This is a genomic window from Sphingomonas pruni NBRC 15498 (assembly GCF_001598455.1).
In the GTDB taxonomy this organism is placed as follows: Bacteria; Pseudomonadota; Alphaproteobacteria; order Sphingomonadales; family Sphingomonadaceae; genus Sphingomonas; species Sphingomonas pruni.
Genome location: NZ_BCYZ01000032.1, coordinates 1 through 16443, shown reverse-complemented (window position 1 = coordinate 16443; position 16443 = coordinate 1). Strand labels below are relative to the sequence as shown.

15 protein-coding genes are annotated in these 16443 nt (G+C 65.5%); 5 read left to right on the top strand and 10 right to left on the bottom strand.

What is annotated here, in order from left to right:
• Nucleotides 1-57: 57 nt before the first annotated feature.
• From SPR01S_RS11235 to SPR01S_RS11225, 3 genes are read right to left on the bottom strand one after another with little or no spacing between them, the layout of a single operon-like run.
• On the bottom strand, nt 58-1455 hold the full coding sequence (locus SPR01S_RS11235; RefSeq protein WP_066589544.1) for an efflux transporter outer membrane subunit: 1398 nt from the start codon (nt 1453-1455) through the stop codon (nt 58-60).
• Complete coding sequence (locus tag SPR01S_RS11230) at nt 1445-2584, bottom strand: efflux RND transporter periplasmic adaptor subunit (RefSeq protein ID WP_066589542.1); 1140 nt, start codon at nt 2582-2584, stop codon at nt 1445-1447. Before SPR01S_RS11230 ends, SPR01S_RS11235 begins: the two co-directional genes overlap by 11 nt.
• The gene (locus tag SPR01S_RS11225; protein WP_066589540.1) at nt 2577-5762 is read right to left on the bottom strand and encodes an efflux RND transporter permease subunit; all 3186 of its coding nucleotides are present in this window, start codon (nt 5760-5762) and stop codon (nt 2577-2579) included. Before SPR01S_RS11225 ends, SPR01S_RS11230 begins: the two co-directional genes overlap by 8 nt.
• A gap of 139 nt (nt 5763-5901) precedes the next feature.
• Here SPR01S_RS11225 and SPR01S_RS11220 point away from each other — a divergent pair, with 139 nt between their 5' ends.
• On the top strand, nt 5902-6825 hold the full coding sequence (locus SPR01S_RS11220; RefSeq protein ID WP_245661961.1) for a LysR substrate-binding domain-containing protein: 924 nt from the start codon (nt 5902-5904) through the stop codon (nt 6823-6825).
• An 81-nt stretch (nt 6826-6906) separates the two neighbouring features.
• On the opposite strand, the gene SPR01S_RS11215 is transcribed toward SPR01S_RS11220, so the two are convergent.
• The 7 genes from SPR01S_RS11215 to SPR01S_RS11185 all read right to left on the bottom strand — a co-directional run bounded on the left by SPR01S_RS11215 (nt 6907) and on the right by SPR01S_RS11185 (nt 12144).
• Nucleotides 6907-8190: a phospholipid carrier-dependent glycosyltransferase gene (locus tag SPR01S_RS11215; RefSeq protein WP_066589536.1), complete on the bottom strand. Its 1284-nt coding sequence runs from the start codon at nt 8188-8190 to the stop codon at nt 6907-6909.
• Between the two features lie 223 nt (nt 8191-8413).
• Nucleotides 8414-9082, bottom strand: coding sequence for a dihydrofolate reductase family protein (locus SPR01S_RS11210; RefSeq protein WP_066589535.1), 669 nt, complete (start codon nt 9080-9082; stop codon nt 8414-8416).
• A complete protein-coding gene (locus SPR01S_RS11205; RefSeq protein ID WP_066589534.1) occupies nt 9075-9569 on the bottom strand; it encodes a VOC family protein in 495 nt (164 codons plus the stop codon). The genes SPR01S_RS11210 and SPR01S_RS11205 overlap by 8 nt, the downstream gene beginning before the upstream one ends.
• Nucleotides 9566-10348 carry a VOC family protein gene (locus SPR01S_RS11200; RefSeq protein WP_169803421.1) on the bottom strand — a complete coding sequence of 261 codons (783 nt, stop codon included), beginning with the start codon at nt 10346-10348 and terminating at the stop codon, nt 9566-9568. The genes SPR01S_RS11205 and SPR01S_RS11200 overlap by 4 nt, the downstream gene beginning before the upstream one ends.
• A 22-nt stretch (nt 10349-10370) precedes the next feature.
• Nucleotides 10371-11087 (bottom strand): DUF1428 domain-containing protein, encoded by a 717-nt coding sequence (locus tag SPR01S_RS22220; RefSeq protein ID WP_084251118.1) that lies wholly within the window; start codon nt 11085-11087, stop codon nt 10371-10373.
• A 26-nt stretch (nt 11088-11113) separates the two neighbouring features.
• Complete coding sequence (locus tag SPR01S_RS11190; RefSeq protein WP_066589529.1) at nt 11114-11539, bottom strand: DoxX family protein; 426 nt, start codon at nt 11537-11539, stop codon at nt 11114-11116.
• A 167-nt stretch (nt 11540-11706) separates the two neighbouring features.
• Nucleotides 11707-12144 (bottom strand): VOC family protein, encoded by a 438-nt coding sequence (locus tag SPR01S_RS11185; protein ID WP_066589526.1) that lies wholly within the window; start codon nt 12142-12144, stop codon nt 11707-11709.
• Between the two features lie 102 nt (nt 12145-12246).
• Here SPR01S_RS11185 and SPR01S_RS11180 point away from each other — a divergent pair, with 102 nt between their 5' ends.
• The 4 genes from SPR01S_RS11180 (at nt 12247) to cobT (ending at nt 16339) form a co-directional block, all read left to right on the top strand.
• Complete coding sequence (locus SPR01S_RS11180; RefSeq protein WP_245661959.1) at nt 12247-12930, top strand: winged helix-turn-helix transcriptional regulator; 684 nt, start codon at nt 12247-12249, stop codon at nt 12928-12930.
• Entirely contained in the window at nt 12927-13388 is a 462-nt protein-coding gene (locus tag SPR01S_RS11175) for an SRPBCC family protein (protein ID WP_218016742.1), read from the top strand. The genes SPR01S_RS11180 and SPR01S_RS11175 overlap by 4 nt, the downstream gene beginning before the upstream one ends.
• 109 nt (nt 13389-13497) lie before the next feature.
• Nucleotides 13498-14502, top strand: a complete 1005-nt coding sequence (gene cobS / locus SPR01S_RS11170) for a cobaltochelatase subunit CobS (protein ID WP_066589518.1) — start codon at nt 13498-13500, stop codon at nt 14500-14502.
• Between the two features lie 10 nt (nt 14503-14512).
• The gene (gene cobT / locus SPR01S_RS11165) at nt 14513-16339 is read left to right on the top strand and encodes a cobaltochelatase subunit CobT (RefSeq protein WP_066589514.1); all 1827 of its coding nucleotides are present in this window, start codon (nt 14513-14515) and stop codon (nt 16337-16339) included.
• The last annotated feature ends 104 nt before the right edge of the window (nt 16340-16443 follow it).

The following is a 16443-nucleotide window of genomic DNA, read 5'->3' as shown; positions in this document are numbered from 1 at the left end:
ATGCCGTCGCTATGTCACGAAACTGGGCCCCGGCCTTCGCCGGGGAGGCGTTAGAGATCAGGGCGTGACCCGGTAACCCCCGCCCAACGCCCGGAACGTATCGCTAGCCACCTGGAGCTGCCGCGCGCGCAGCTGCAACAGGCTACGCTCCGCATCCAATGCCGCCGTTTGGGCGAGCACGACCTCGAGATAGTCCGACGCTCCGTCGTGATACCGGGTCAAAGCGAGATCGCGCGTCCGCTCCGCCGCGCGCGTCGCCTGCGCCTGATCCGCTTCGCCCGCGATCAGCAAGCGCTGCGCCGCGAGATCGTCCTCGACCTCGCGGAACGCCGTCAGCACGGTCTGGCGGTAATTGGCGGCGGCTTCGTCATATTGCGCGCGGACGATCTTGACCCCGGCGCGCCGCTTGCCGCCGTCGAAGATCGACAGCACCGCCTGTAACGGGCCCAGCGCCCAGAACGTGCTCGGCGCGCTCAGCCAGCTGCCGCCGGCCGCTTCATATCCCGCCGCTCCGCCCAAGGTGATGTTCGGAAACAGCGCGGCCTTCGCGACGCCGATCTCGGCATTAGCGGCGGCGACACGGCGTTCGGCAGCGGCGATATCCGGGCGCCGCTCGAGCAGGGTCGAGGGCAGGCCGGCGGCAATGACCGGCGGCCGCGGCTGCTGGTCGGCAACGGCGATGGCGAAGGTCTCCGGCGCTTCGCCGACCAATACGGCGATGGCGTGCTCGTCCTGTGCACGGTCGATCTCGACCGTGGATAATTCGGACTTGGCGCTCGACAATTGCGTCTGCGCGCGGCTGACGTCGATCCCCGAGGCGATCCCGCCGGAATGCCGCGTATCGGTGAGGTCGAAGGCGCGCTGATAGGACGCGACCGTCTGCTTGAGCAATGTGATCCGCGCGTCGAGCCCGCGCAGATCGAAATAGGTCGAGGCCAGCTGGGTCTGCAGGCCCAGCCGGATGCCGTCGACATCGAACGCCGCGGCCTTGGCCGATGCGTCGCCCGCGGCGACGCGATTGCGCACCTGGCCGAACAAATCGAGCTCAAAGGAGAGCGACGCGCCGATCGCCTTGTCGGTGAACGTGCTGGGTCGGCCCGGACTGTTGGGGCGGTTCGCCGACTGGCGCTGGCGCTCGATGCTGGTCGACGCGCCGACTTGCGGGAACAGGTCGCCACGCGCCTGGCGCGCGGCGCCAATTGCCTGCTGATAGCGTGCCGACGCGGCAGCGAGATCGAAATTGCCTTTGTCGATCCGCTCTTCGAGCGCCGTCAGCGCGGGGTCGCCGAAGGCCTCCCACCATTTGCCGGATGGAGCGACGTCGCTGCCCGCCGGCTGCCACGGCGCTTCCCTGAAGGCCGCGGGCGTGTCGGTCGCCGGACGCTGATAGGCGGGCGCCAGCGAGCACCCGCCGAGCAAGGCCAGCGACAAAGCGATGAGGCGCCTATTTGCCACCGCGCGCGACCTGCACCTTGTCGCCCGACTGGATCGAGTCGGGCGGGTTGTCGATCACCTGATCGGCCGGCGTCAGGCCCGCGCTGATCTGGACGCGGTCGCCCAGATCGCGGCCGATCGTCACCGTCTTGAGCCGGACCTTGCCACCGGCATCCAGCACCGCGACCTGGGTACCATTCTTGCCGATGATCATCGCGCTGGCAGGGAGCTCGACGGCAGCGCCGGCGCGGCCGATCGGGAAGGTCGCCTGCGAATAGGCACCCGGCTTCAGTGCGCGGTCGCCATTGTCGGCGAGCAATTCGACCAGCACCGTACCCGAGCTGGTATCGACCGCATCGGCGGACCGCGTCATCACCGCCTTGAACGTGCGGCCGGGATATTCCGGCAGGGTCAGCTGGACTTCCATGCCCGGATGGACCTGCGCCGAATAGGCCTGGGGCACTTTCACGAAGGCGCGGATCTTGCTGACGTCCGATACCGTGAATAGCGGCGCGCTGGCGGCGCTGCCCGCCGTCACGAGCGCGCCGATATCGGTCGAGCGCGTCGTCACCACGCCGGCGAACGGCGCGGTCAGCCGGGTGAATCCCTGCTGATATTGCAGCCGGCTGACATTGGCGCGGGCGGCATTGGCGACGGCCGATTTGGCGGCGAGGTCGCCGACCTTCTCGTCGGTTTCCTGCTTCGACACCGCGTCCTTGCCCAGCATCGTCTGCCAGCGTGTCGCGGTGGTCGCGGCGAGTTGCTGGTTGGCGCGCGCCGTCTGAAGGTCGGCGCGGGCCGCGGCGAGTTGCTGGTCGACCTCCGGCGCGTCGATCACCGCCAGCAATTGGCCGCGCCCGACAGTGTCGCCAATATCGACGAACCATTTGCGGATATAGCCGCTGGTCCGGGCGTAGATCGGCGCGCTTTGCAACGCCTGGAGCGTCGCGGGCAAGGTCAGTGCGGTGGTCGCCGCGCTCGGCTTGGCATGAATCACGGTGACTGTCGGGGTCGACTGGTCGTGCGTCCAGGTCGCGAGCTGCGCCTGCGAATGGACGCGGGTGCCGATGCCGATGCCGACCACTGCGATGGCGGCCACCGCGGCGATGATGCCGGTGCGTTTCAGATTGGGGCCGTCGCCGTCAGGCATAGGCTTCCTCCAGCTTGGGAGCCGCGTCCGTTTTTCCGGCGTGCCGCCGATGGACGAGGCTGAAGATTATGGGGACGAACATCAGGGTGGCGAAGGTCGCGACCATCAGGCCGCCGATCACCGCGCGGCCGAGCGGGGCGTTCTGCTCGCCGCCTTCGCCCAGCCCCAGCGCCATTGGCAGCATGCCGATGATCATCGCCAACGCGGTCATCAGAACGGGGCGGAAGCGGACCAGCCCGGCGTCGAGCGCCGCTGCGGTCGCGTCGCCCAGTTCCGCCAGCCGCTCGCGCGCGAAGCTGACGACCAGGATCGAGTTGGCGGTGGCGACGCCCATACACATGATCGCGCCGGTCAGCGCCGGGACCGATAGGGTCGTGCCGGTCGCGAACAGCATCCAGACGATGCCGGCAAGCGCGCCGGGCAGGGCTGTGATGATCACGAACGGGTCGAGCCACGACTGGAAGTTCACGACGATCAACAGGTAGATCAGCACGATCGCGCCGAGCAGGCCAAAGGCGAGGCCCGAAAATGCCGCGTTCATTGTAGCATATTGGCCGCGCAGGGTGACAGTCGTGCCCTTCGGCGCCTTTGCCTTCATGTCCTTGAGCACGTGATTGATGTCGCCCGCGACGGCGCCGAGATCTCTCCCGTTGGTGGTCGCGAACACGTTGACTACCGGCGCGATATTATAGTGCGATACCACCGTCGGGGCGTAGGAGCGGCCGATCGTGGCGATGCCGCCGACGATCTGGCTGGCGCCGGCCGAGCCGGTGACCGGGACGTTGGCGAGGTCGCTGATCGACCCGACCTGATATTCGGGCGTCTGCGCCACCACCGGATACGACACGCCGCTGGCCGGATCGAGGAAATAGACCGGCGCGGTCTGCGATGAGCCGGCGAGCGAGTTGCCTAGGCTGGCGGTCACGTCGCGCTCGGTCAGGCCATATTGGCCGATCCGGCTGCGGTCGACATCGACATTGAGCTGTGGATAGCGCGCCGATTGCTGGATGCGGGCGTCGGCCACGCCGGGGATCGCCTTGATCCGGCGCAGCACTTCGCGCGCGAAAGCAGCATTGCCTTCGCCGTCCTTGCCCGAGATCGCCACGTCGATCGGAGCCGGCGCGCCGAAGTTCAGGATCTGGCTGGTGATGTCGGCGGGCAGGAACGAGAAGGTCGAGCCGGGGAAGTCGTGCGGCAATTGCTCGCGCAGCATCCGGACATAATCGTCGGTCGGCCGGTGATCCTTGGTCAGCTGGATCAGGATGTCGCCGTCCTGCGGCCCGACCGTTCCCGAGTTGTTGTAGGTCGTGTTGATCGAACTGACCGGCAGGCCGATATTGTCGACCACCGACACCAGTTCGTCCGCCGGGATGATCTGGCGGATTCGCTGTTCGATACGGTCGAACTGCGCCGACGTATCCTCGATCCGCGATCCGACTGGCGCACGGACATGCAGGGCCATCTGCCCGGCATCGACCGACGGGAAGAAATTCTCGCCCAGGAACGGCACCAGCAGGAAAGACAGCGCGACGCATGCCAGGAAGCCGATGACGAACGGCCGCGGCGTCGCCAGCGCGCGTTCGAGCAGCGCGCCATAGCTCTTGCGAAACCGTTCGAATCGCTGCTCGAAGCCGCGCTGGAAACGGAACAGCGGGTTGCGCGAAGACGGCGTCCCGGCCGCGTGCATGTCGCCGGCATGCGGCTTCAGCAGATAGTTGGCCATGGTCGGCACCAGGGTGCGCGACAGGATGAACGACATGATCATCGCGAACACCACCGCCAGCGCCATCGGCACGAACAGGAAGCCGGCGACCCCAGGCAGGAAGAACATCGGCACGAACACGATGCAGATGCACAGCAACGACACGAACGCCGGTGTCACGATCTGCGCCGCGCCGTCCATGATCGCAGTGAACACCGGCTTGCCCTGTTCGAGGTGCCAGTTGATGTTCTCGATCGTCACCGTCGCATCGTCGACCAGGATGCCGACCGCGAGGCTCAAGCCGCCCAGCGTCATGATGTTGAGCGTGTTGCCCGTAGCCGACAAGGCGATGATCGCGCCCAGGATCGCCAGCGGGATCGAGATCGCGATGATCACCGTCGATCGCCACGAGCCCAGGAACAGCATGATCATCAATGATGTGAGCGCGGCGGCGATGGCGCCTTCCTTGATGACGCCTTCGACCGCGGCTTTGACGAACAGCGACTGGTCGCCGATCGGCACGATCTTGAGCGCGCTGGGCAAGGTCGCCTGGATGTTGGGTAGCGCGTCCTTGATTCCCTGGACGATCGCCAGCGTCGACGTGGCGCCGTTCTTGAGCACGGTGATCAGCACCGATCGCGACCCGTCGACATGGACGACATTGGTTTGCGGCGCCGATCCGTCGCGGACATGGGCAACATCGCGCATATAGATGGTGGCGCCGTTCACCACCTTGACCGGCAGGTTGTTGAGTTGCTCGACGGAGCTCGGCGCGTTGTTGAGCGCGACGCTGTACTGGAAGCTGCCGATCTTGGCGAAGCCGACCGGATTGATCTGGTTCTGCGCGGCGATGGCGTTGCCGACATCCTGCGCCGACAGTCCCTTGGACTGAAGCGCGGCGGGGTCGAGATCGATCTGGATCTGGCGTTGGCGTCCGCCCGAAGGATAGGGGATCGCCGCGCCGGGTACGGTCACCAGGCCGGGGCGGACCTGGTTCTGCGCCAGGTCGAACATCTTGCCCTCCGACAGACCCTTGCCCGACAAAGCGAGCTGCAGGATCGGCACGGTCGAGGCGTTGTAGTTGAGGATCAGCGGCGGGGTGACGCCCGGCGGCAGCTGCTTGAGCACCGTCTGCGACACGCTGGTCACCTGCGCGGTGGCGGTGCGGATATCGGCGCCGGGCTGGAAATAGATCTTGGTCACGCCGATGCCGGGCATCGACTGGCTCTCGATATGGTCGATATCGTTGACGGTGGTCGTCAGCACGCGCTCGAACGGCGTGATGATGCGCCCCGACATCTGATCGGGCGGCAGGCCGCTATATTGCCAGGCGACCGCGATCACCGGCACCCGGATATTGGGGAAGATGTCGACCGGGGTCCGGGCCGCCGTCAGCACGCCGATCAGCGCGATCAGAATGGCCATGACCACGAAGGTCAGCGGTCGCGTCAGCGCTATGCGGACGATTCCGATCATCGGCGATTCCCATGTTCGACAGCCGGTGGCGGGGCGGGGGGCACCGTCGGCAATCTTTGTGATGGCACCGGTGGCAAGCCGATGCTGCGTTGCGGCGAAGTGGGCGCGACGACCGCGCCTGTCCAATATTGTTTACGGCATGATTGATATTCCGTACGTCTTGATCATGGAGTTACGCCACCTGCGCTATTTCGTCCGCGTCGCCGAGGACCTGCACTTCGCACGCGCGGCAAAGCATCTCGGCATTTCGCAGCCGCCGCTCAGCCAGCAAATCCGGGCATTGGAAGACGAACTGCAGGTGCGCTTGCTCGATCGCACCAGCCGCAGCGTCGCGCTGACTCCCGCCGGCAAGCTGTTCCTCGATGCCGCACGGGCGACGTTGCGCCAGGCCGAGCACGCCATGGCGGTCGCGCGCGGCGCGGCGCGCGGCGAGCTTGGCGAACTGGCGATCGGGTTCAACGCCTCGGCCCCGTTCATTCCCGAGATCGCCCGCGCGATCGCCGAGTTCCGCCGGCTCTATCCCGACGTGAAGCTCGTCCTGCGCGAGGCGTCGGGCCGTGCCCAGGTCGAGGATATCGACGACCGCTTGCTCGACATCGGCTTCATGCGCAGCCGCGCAAGGCCTGTCCTGCCGCGCGACCTGATCGCGCAGCCCTTCCTTCGCGAACGATTGTTCGTCGGCGTGCCGCCCGATCACCGGCTGGCAGCGCAGGACACGGTCGACCTCCTTGATCTGACCGGCGAACCCATGGTCTTCTACTCGACCGAACGCAGCCTGTTCACCGGCGAGCTGATGGCGTTGATGCGCGAACGCGGCGTAGAGCCCAATGTCGCCCAGGTGGTAAGCGACGTGTCGACGCTATTCGGGCTGACCGCGGCCGGCATCGGCGTGATGGTATTGGCGGAATCGCTATGCAATCTGCAATCGGCTGCCTTGGCCTATCGTCCGCTGACCGATGTGACGATGATGCTGTGGCTGGTTCATCACGTTTCCGACCTGACGCTGCCCTGTCGTCATTTCCTCCAGGTACTTACCCGTCCGGCGGGTGCGATGGAGGCTTAGTCGTGGCGAGGCGCCGGCGCGGAGTGAATCCGCGCCGCCGGCCGCGCTGGCCTTCGGGCGCGAATAGCGCCCGCTATTCCGCTAAGGCCAGCTCGAGAACCACATCCAGTGCATGAAGGATTGCTCCCCGGGCAGCGCCGCGGCCGAGAGGATCGGGAAGAAATAGACCGCGATCCCGAACGCCAGGACCGCAAAGCCTTCGTCCCAATGCTCGAACCTGCCCTTGCCGAAATGGTCGAACGCGGCGGCCAGCGCGATGCACAGGAAGATCGATGGCAGGTAATAGTAATAATAGAAGCCGAGCGACTTGGGGATGATCGCCCAGATCAGATAGCTCGCCATCCACAGCCCTGCGGCGAACAGCAGCCTGGGGTCGCGCGCACGGAGCCAGCCCCAAAAGCAGGCGAAGACCGCGACCAGACCGCCCCACATGATCACCGGATTGCCGATCATCAGGATGCCGCGCATCGCGCCGTCCGACGGCTCGTAGAAATACCAAATCGGGCGGATGATTAGCGGCCATGTCCACCACGCCGATTGATAGGTGTGATGCGGCAGGACCTGCGTCTGCTCGGCATACATCGTCATCTGGAAAGGCAGCAGCTCGGCGAGGGTCAGCGGCTGGTCGTGATAGGAGAAGGCGGGTGCGAACGTCAGGAAATAAGTCGCGATCGAGACCAGCCCGAAGACGAGCAGCGCGGGGAAGGCGGCGAGGCCAGGCCAATGCGGCTGGGCGCCGGCCGACCACACCGTCGCGAGGGGACGCTTCGCTCGCATCGCATCGCGCCAGCGCATGGCGAGGAAGGCGATACCGGCCCCGGCTACATAGGGCGCGGCGGCCCATTTCGCCGCGACCGCCAACCCGAAAAGAATCGCCGCGGCGATCCAGCGCGGCCAGACCTTGCCCGGCGGCGCGCGCATCGCCCACAACATGGCGGCGATCGCCCAGATGGTAAAAACGGCGAGGAACGGGTCGATCATCGCGATCCGCGCTTCGATATAGATGGTGAAATTGAGCAGCGCGAAGATCGCGCCCATCACCGCCGGCCGCATCCGTCCGTAAAGCAACCACAGGATCGCGAACACGCCCATTACGGTCGCGGCGCCGGCGACGGTCGAGAAGAAACGCCAGCCCAGCGCATTGTCGCCGAACAGAGCGATCCCAGCGGCGATGAATTCCTTGGCGAGCAGCGGGTGCTCTGTATTCACCGGTCCCGACAGCGCGAGCAGCGCGCGCGCGGCGGGGACATAGTGAATCTCATCGAACACGATCTTGCTGGGGATGGTGACGCCCCACAGGAACAGCGCCTCCGCGGCCAGCCCGATCAGGATCGCGACGAGAAACGGGCGAGGACGACCATGCATCCCCGCCCGCTTAGCCTATCGTGTTGAAAAGTGGATACCGGTATTGGAAGCGATTTGCGTCGACGCACTTTTAATCCTCCCCCGCCAGGGGGAGGTGTCAGGCGTAGCCTGACGGAGGGGGAGGAAGCATGACGGCGAGTTCGTTACTTCCTCCCCCTCCGTCGCCTTCGGCGCCACCTCCCCCTGGCGGGGGAGGATTAAGCTGAATGCCCACAGTCCGCGCCTACCACTTCTCCTCCCGCATCCGTGCCTGGCGCTCCTGCTCGCGTTGGCTCGTGCTGGGCTCGGGGAACGACGCGTCCCTCGGGATAGCGCCGTCCGGTTCGTAGGTCGCGATGACCGTGCCCTTGGCTGTGACCTTGTGGTCCGTCATCCGCAGCTTGCCTGCCGGCGTCCCCTCGCCGAAGAGCCTTTTGCCCTTGCCGAGCGTCACCGGGAAAATCATCAGCACGAGACGATCGATCAGCTCGGCGGCGAGCAGTTCGGGATAGATCGTGCTCGACCCCTGGATGATCAGGTCGGGACCATCGCTCTGTTTTAGCGCCGCGACGTCGTCGACTCCTTTCAGGCGATGGCTATTCTCCCATTCGAGCGTCTGGGCGCCGCGCGTCAGTACATGCTTGCCGGCACGCGTGAACGCCTGACCCATCTCCGCCTCGGGACCTTCGACATAGGGCCAGTAGGAGGCGAAGATGTCGTAGGTGCGCCGCCCGAGCAGCAGGTCGTACTCGCCGGCGAACAGCGACCCGACCGTGTCGAATATGCCTTCGTCGCCGAACCGGAAAAGCCAGCCGCCTTGATCGAAGCCGCCGGTATAGTCCTCGGTCGGGCCGCCGGGCGCTTGCATCACGCCGTCGAGCGACAGGAACGCGCCGCCGGTCACCTTACGCATCGATCTGCTCCCCGGCACGGGCGCGCTCGATCGTCGCGATGTCGATCTTCTTCATCTGCATCATCGCATCCATCACGCGCTTGGCGGCGGCGCGATCAGGGTCGCTCATTCCGGCCATCAATGCCCGAGGCACGATCTGCCACGAAAAGCCCCAGCGGTCCTTGCACCAGCCGCACGCGCTCTCGGCACCGCCATTGTCGACGATCGCATTCCAATAGCGATCGGTCTCTTCCTGGTCGTCGGTGAAGACCTGGAAGCTCACGGCTTCGTTGGGCGTAAAGATCGGGCCGCCATTTAGCCCGACGAACGACTGGCCGAGCAGGGTGAACTCGACCGTCAGCTCGTCGCCCTGCTTGCCGCCGGGGAAATCCGATGCTGCTTTGTGCGGACTTCCGACCCGGCTGTCGGGGAAGATCGCGGCGTAGAATTCGGCCGCTTCGCGCGCCTTGCCGTGGTCGAACCACAGACAGGTGGTGATCTTGTTCATTGCCGTTCTCCAGAAACGAAACCGACCGACGCGCCCTGCGGGTCGACGGCGAGGATGATGCGTTGGCCGCCGGGGACGTCCATCGGCCCCATAATGACGCTGCCACCGCCCGCCTTCACCTTGTCGACGGCGGCGTCGACGTCGGGAATGGCGAAGTAGAAGGTCCATTTGAGCGGCTGTTCCGGACTGGCCCGATCCATCATCGCGCCCAGCCGCACGTCGCCGCAATCGACGAAGGTGTAATCCCCCATCTCGCCCATCGGCATCACCTCGGTCGAGGCCCAGCCGAGCAGGGACGAATAAAAGGGCAAAGCCGCCTTCTGGTCGCTGGTGACGAGTTCGTTCCAGCTGCAGCGCCCCGGTAAAGTGGCCGAGAAGCTGGTGCTTTCCTGGTCGCCCATCGAGGGATCCGGAGTCATCAGATAGAAGACCACGCCTTGCGGATCGGCGAGCATCGCGATCCGACCGACGCCGGGCAAGTCGGTCGCGGGCACGTGGGTCTTGCCGCCGGCCTGTTCGGTCTGCGCCACGCCGGCATCGACATCGGCGACGTGGAAATAGGCGAACCAGCCGGGGTCGCCCTCCATGCCAGGGGGCAACGGCATCAGCCCGCCAACGCCGGTCTCTCCGTAATTGAGGACGGTATAGGGCATGCCGCTGGCCGAGCTCGGGAATTCGGTCGTGGTCCAGCCGACGATGTCACCATAGAATCGCTTGGCGGCGTCGACATCGGTCGTGATCAGTTCATACCAGATCGGCATTCCGGTTCGGGTAGCCATCATCTCTCTCCTGCTGCGATTGTTATGAGTGATCGGTATCCAGCATCGGCACGAAGCCGCCGAAGATCGCGCGCTGCATGTCGAAGGCGGGCGGCGCGGTCTGGACGTCGGGATCGTCCATCATCCCGGCAAAGGCGGCGTCGCGGGTCCCCTTGTCGGGCCATGCGACCCAGCCAAAGATCACCGTCTCGCCATCCTCGGCGGCGACCGCGCGCTTGAAATCGGTGACCTTGCCGTCGGGGACGTCGGTCCCCCAGCCGTCGACGATGCGGCTGGCGCCCTTTTTCAGGAAATAGGCCGAGAGCCGCTTCGCATGGTCGACAAAGGCCGCCTGGTCCGACGATGTCGGCGCGACGATGCCGTCGACATAGCCGAAGCCGCCGCCGTCACCGCCTTCATAGACCGGCTGGTAGCCGCCATAGATCATGCGCTGCGGGTTGAACGGCATCGCGCCCTCGGGCTGCATGCGCTCGTCGGCCATCAGCTTCTCGGATGCCGCGTCGCAGGTCGCCTTGTCGGGCCAACGAATCCAGGAAAAGACGATATGCTCGCCGGGTTCGGCGTGGACCGCGCGCTTCATGTCGGTGCGCTTGCCGTCTGGGATGTCGTCGCCCCAGCATTCGACGGTCGATAGCGCGCCATATTCGGCAAATACCGGCGCGGCCTTGGTCGCCAGGTCGAGATAGGCCTGTTTGTCGGCTTCCTTGACGGGGATGATGAAGCCCTGGAAATAGCTCATGATGCCTCTCCTCTCTTGCTAATGGTTCAGCGGATCAGGGGCAGCAGCGCGCGGATGCGGGAATCGCGCAGCCACAGGCCACCCCATAGCATGATCCCGAGATAGACGCCGAACAGCGTATAGCCGAACAGTGGGCTTCCGACCCGCAAATGCGTCGCCACGGCGCCGCCCAGATAGCCCGTCAGCAGGATCGCGCCCAGAAAGGCGGTGCGCTGCCAGGCGTAGAGCAGGGTGGCGATCGCCAGGATCGAGCCGAGCAGCCGGTAGAAGCCGGACGTGGAGGGCAGGCCGAGCGGCGGGCTGTGCGCGATCATCGTCATCGGGGCGATCAGCTTGCCCGCCGCGTCGGCACCGAGCGCCAGGATGATCAGCGCAGTCAGGATGCGACCGGTCCAAAGCTGAAGGGCGCGCGGGGTCGGTGCCGCCGGAGCGGCTTGATAGGTGCTGGCCATGGCTTCTCTCCTAAAACTGGTGGTTGCTCAGGCGGTGATCGGCATGCCGGCAAGCGCCGGATAATCGAGGATCACGATGCCGGTCACGGCGAACCAGAAAAGGCCGGCAATCCAGGGGCGGAAACGTTCGGACATCGGAAATCTCCTTGGGGAGGAGGGCGCGGCGCTCAGGCCGCGACGCTCTCTTGTTGATCGGACATCGCGGCGGAGAATGCTTCCATGTCCATGTAGATCGGTTCGAACGTATGGCCGTCGAGGTCCTCGAACGGGCGAGCGTACATGAAGCCGCCATCCTCGGTGTCGCGGGTCTGGCGTCCGCCGGCGGCGATCGCGGCATCGGCGATGGCATCGACCTGTTCGCGGCTGTCGCGCGACAAGGCGATCAGCGCCGCGCTAGCCTTGTGCGTGTCGGCGATCTGCTTGGTCGTGAAGGTGCGGTAGAAACCGCGGTCGAGCAGCATCACATGGATCGCGTCCGACCAGACCATGCAGGAAGCCTGCTCGTTGCTGAACTGCGGATTCTTGTCGAAACCGATCGCTTCGTAGAACGCGGTCGCCTTGGCGACATCGGCGACGGGCAGATTCACGAAAATCATCTTGGTCATCTGATCTCTCCCTAAAGACGATGCCGCCATGGGCTGGCGAATCGACTGACTTGACTTTTATGACCTTGAGAGTTACAAAAAGCAACTATGAAGTTAGAAAAAATGACTAAACAGGAAAAAACGTCGGAAAAACGGTGGTATGACGATGCATGCGGCACCGCGATGGCGCTCGAACTGGTAGGGGAGCGCTGGTCGCTGCTGATCGTGCGCGAGCTGATGTTCGGCGGCCGCCGCTTCGGCGAGCTCAAGGCGGCATTGAACGGCATCAGCGCCAATGTCCTGACGCAACGGCTCGAGGGGATGGAGGCCGCCGGCATCCTCAAGAAGCGCAAGCTCCCGCCGCCCGCGTCGGTCCAGATCTACGAGCTCACGCCCTGGGGCTACGAGAGCGAGACGGCGATTCAGGAACTCGGCCGCTGGGCAACGCGATCGCCCGCGCACGATCCGTCGTTGCCGCTGTCGGCGGCGTCGCTGATGCTGTCGTTCCGCACCATGTTATCGGCCGAACGCTCGGCGGGGATGGTGGCCAGGATCGGCTTCCGCCTGGGCGACGAGGTGTTCACGACCGAACTCGCCAATAGCAGCTTTCAGGTCATACGCGCCGAGCCGGTCGATGCCGATGTCGTTTTCACCTCCAGCTCGCGCGGATTTGCCGCGCTGACCTATGGCGGCGTGCCGATCGCGGAAGGCGAACGGTTGGGACTGGTCGCGATCGAGGGGGACCGGGCGCTTGCCGAGCGGTTCGTGACGCTGTTTCCCCTGCCGCCCAAATGGACCGAAGAGTGACCGGGCGGACGGGCACCGGCAGCCGGATCATTCGCGCCAGCCCGCAGGCGATCTATGACGCGTTCGTCGACCCCGACATGCAGGCGCGTTGGTTGCCGCCGGAAGGCATGACAGGGAAATTCGATGTGTTTGAGCCGTGGCCGGGCGGGCGCTATCGCATGACGCTGACATTCACCGGCGCGCATGCCACGGCCGGCAAGACTTCCGCCGATGCCGATACGGTGGAGGGGCAGCTGGTCGAACTGATCCCCGGCGAGCGTATCGTCCAGACCGCCGGCTTCGAGTCGGATGATCCTGCCTATGCCGGCACGATGACGATGACGTGGACGCTTCAAGCTATCCCCGAGGGCACGGAAGTGACGATCACCGCGCGCGATGTTCCGTCGGGCATCTCCGCCGAGGATCACGCCCGGGGACTCGCCTCCACCCTCGCCAATCTCGCTGCTTTCCTCGAATAGAGCGCGCGGCGAGAGCTGGCGGTGTCGGGTTTTCGAACATCGGGTCCGCAATTCGCGTCTCGACTTCGCGCCATGGCCGCGTCTAGGGAGGCGCGTGAAGGAATAGACGATGACCGACATCCCAAACATCCAGCCCGATAGCCGTGAGACGACGCTGCTCGACGCGCCCGACCAGATGAAGAAGGTGCGCGACCTGTTCGGCATCGACAGCGACATGGAAGTGCCTGCCTTCAGCGAGGCCGATGAGCGCGTGCCGGATCTCGACCCCGCCTATGTGTTCGATCCCGACACCACGCTGGCGATCCTGGCGGGCTTCGCTCACAATCGCCGCGTGATGGTCCAGGGCTATCACGGCACCGGCAAGTCGACTCACATCGAACAGGTCGCGGCGCGCCTCAATTGGCCGTGCATCCGCATCAACCTCGACGCGCATATCAGCCGCATCGACCTGATTGGCCGCGACGCGATCGTGCTCAAGGACGGCCAGCAGGTCACCGAATTCCGCGAAGGCTTGTTGCCCTGGGCGCTGCAGACGCCGACCGCTCTGGTGTTCGACGAATATGACGCCGGCCGGCCCGACGTGATGTTCGTGATCCAGCGTGTGCTCGAGACCGAGGGCAAGCTGACCCTGCTCGACCAGAATCGCGTGATCCGTCCGAACCCCTATTTCCGCCTGTTCGCGACCGCCAACACGGTTGGCCTGGGCGACACCAGCGGGCTCTATCACGGCACGCAGCAGATCAACCAGGGCCAGATGGACCGCTGGAACATCGTCGTCACGCTCAACTATCTGCCCGCCGCGGTCGAGGCGCAGATCGTGCTCGCCAAGTCGGGCGAATATGACAAGCCCGACGGCAAACAGGTCGTCGACAACATGGTCCGCGTCGCCGACCTGACCCGCAAGGGCTTCATCAACGGCGACATCTCGACCGTGATGAGCCCGCGTACCGTCATCACCTGGGCGCAGAACGCGCTGATTTTCGGCGATGTCGGCTTCGCCTTCCGCCTGTCGTTCCTCAACAAGTGCGACGACGCGGAGCGCGCGCTCGTGGCGGAATATTATCAGCGCGTGTTCGGCAAGGACCTACCCGAGAGCGTGGTCGGAAAGGCGTAACAGCAGGCGCGTGGCGCAGGATACTCCTCTCGATCGCTTCAAGGCCGTGCTCGGCGGCGCGTCGCGCGCGCTGTCGGAAGAGGCCGAGGTGGAGCTGGCGTTCACCGCCGATGCGCCGGCGCAGTCGGGCAAGCATATCAAGGTGCCGATGCCGGCGCGGACGCTGCCGGCCGATCAGGTCGCCGAGGCGCGCGGGTTCGCGGACTCGTTCGCACTCCGGCTGAAGCTCCACAACGCGGCGCTCCACCTCAAGAACGCGCCCCACGACGCGGTGGCGCGCGCGGTGTTCGACGCGGCCGAGACGGCGCGGGTCGAGGCATTGGGGTCGCGCGGCTATGCGGGCATCTCGGCCAACCTCAACCATGCGCTCGATATGCGCTTGCGCTCGGACCCGATCACGCGCGCGCGCAGCCGCGACGAAGTGCCGCTGTCGACCGCGATCCAGCTGCTGGTGCGCGAGCGGCTGACGGGCCAGCCCGCGCCCGAGGTGGCGCAGCAGGGGCTCGATCTGGTCCGAGAGTGGATCGAGGAGAAAGCGGGAGGCGATCTCGACGCGTTGCGCCTCGCGCTCGACGACCAGCGCGCCTTCGCCAGCCTGGCGACCAAAATGCTCGAGGACCTCGACCTGGTCGAGGGCGATCAGATTCCCGAGGACAGCGACGACGGCGGCTCGGACGACGAGGGCACCGACGAGGAGCAGGATCAGGGCGAGGAAGGCGACGACCAGGGTGAGCAGGGCCAGGGCGAGGTCGAGGCGCGCGGCGAGCAATCGGAGGCTGAGAGCGACGAGGGCGAAGGCGCCGAGGCCGGGGATGAATCGTTCGAGGATGCCGAGGGCGAAGCCGGCGACGAAGGCGAGGAGGGGATGCTTCCCGTCCGGCCCAACCGCCCGTTTTCGGACCTATCGCCGCAATTCGACTATAAGGCCTGGACCACGCAATATGACGAGGTGATCGCGGCGACCGAGCTATGCGATGCCGAGGAACTGGCGCGGCTGCGTTCGTATCTCGATCAACAGCTCGTCCATCTGCAGGGTGCGGTGACCAAGCTCGCCAACCGGCTGCAGCGTCGCTTGATGGCGCAACAGAACCGCTCGTGGGACTTCGACCAGGAGGAGGGATTGCTCGACGCCGCGCGGCTGGCGCGCGTGGTGATCAATCCGATGCAGTCGTTGAGCTACAAGATCGAGCGCGACACCGAGTTCAAGGACACCGTCGTCACCTTGCTGATCGACAATTCCGGGTCGATGCGCGGGCGGCCGATCTCGATCGCGGCGATCAGCGCCGACATCCTGGCGCGCACGCTCGAACGCTGCGGGGTCAAGACCGAAATATTGGGCTTCACCACCCGCGCGTGGAAAGGCGGGCAGGCGCGCGAGAGCTGGCTCGCCGCCGGGCGCCCACCGCAGCCCGGCCGCCTCAACGACATTCGCCACATCGTCTACAAGCAAGCCGACGAACCCTGGCGCCGCGCCAAGCCCAGCCTGGGGCTGATGATGCGGGAGGGGCTGCTCAAGGAGAATATCGACGGCGAGGCTTTGCTCTGGGCGCACAATCGACTGATCGGCCGTCCCGAGGAGCGCAAGATCCTGATGGTGATCTCCGACGGCGCACCGGTCGACGATTCCACCTTGTCGGTAAATAGCGGCTCGTATCTCGAACGCCATTTGCGCCAGGTGATCCACTGGGTCGAGAACCGCTCGCCGGTCGAGCTCGTCGCGATCGGCATCGGCCATGACGTGACGCGCTATTACGAGCGCGCGGTGACGATCATGGATGCCGAGCAATTGGGCGGCGCGATCATCGAACAGCTCGCGGCGCTGTTCGACAAGCCTTGAACATGGGGCTTCATCAAGCCCCTCCCCTTCAGGGGAGGGGTTGGGGGTGGGGCAGTCACGGACGATACGCTTTGCGAGACATCCCCCCCCCCCCCCCCCCCCCC

Coding starts and splice junctions, on each gene's coding strand:
- SPR01S_RS11230 (WP_066589542.1), bottom strand. CDS start 2,584: ATGCCTGACGGCGACGGCCCCAATCTGAAACGCACCGGCATCATCGCC.
- SPR01S_RS11225 (WP_066589540.1), bottom strand. CDS start 5,762: ATGATCGGAATCGTCCGCATAGCGCTGACGCGACCGCTGACCTTCGTG.
- SPR01S_RS11220 (WP_245661961.1), top strand. CDS start 5,902: ATGATTGATATTCCGTACGTCTTGATCATGGAGTTACGCCACCTGCGC.
- SPR01S_RS11215 (WP_066589536.1), bottom strand. CDS start 8,190: ATGCATGGTCGTCCTCGCCCGTTTCTCGTCGCGATCCTGATCGGGCTG.
- SPR01S_RS11210 (WP_066589535.1), bottom strand. CDS start 9,082: ATGCGTAAGGTGACCGGCGGCGCGTTCCTGTCGCTCGACGGCGTGATG.
- SPR01S_RS11205 (WP_066589534.1), bottom strand. CDS start 9,569: ATGAACAAGATCACCACCTGTCTGTGGTTCGACCACGGCAAGGCGCGC.
- SPR01S_RS11200 (WP_169803421.1), bottom strand. CDS start 10,348: ATGGCTACCCGAACCGGAATGCCGATCTGGTATGAACTGATCACGACC.
- SPR01S_RS22220 (WP_084251118.1), bottom strand. CDS start 11,087: ATGAGCTATTTCCAGGGCTTCATCATCCCCGTCAAGGAAGCCGACAAA.
- SPR01S_RS11190 (WP_066589529.1), bottom strand. CDS start 11,539: ATGGCCAGCACCTATCAAGCCGCTCCGGCGGCACCGACCCCGCGCGCC.
- SPR01S_RS11185 (WP_066589526.1), bottom strand. CDS start 12,144: ATGACCAAGATGATTTTCGTGAATCTGCCCGTCGCCGATGTCGCCAAG.
- SPR01S_RS11180 (WP_245661959.1), top strand. CDS start 12,247: ATGACTAAACAGGAAAAAACGTCGGAAAAACGGTGGTATGACGATGCA.
- cobS (WP_066589518.1), top strand. CDS start 13,498: ATGACCGACATCCCAAACATCCAGCCCGATAGCCGTGAGACGACGCTG.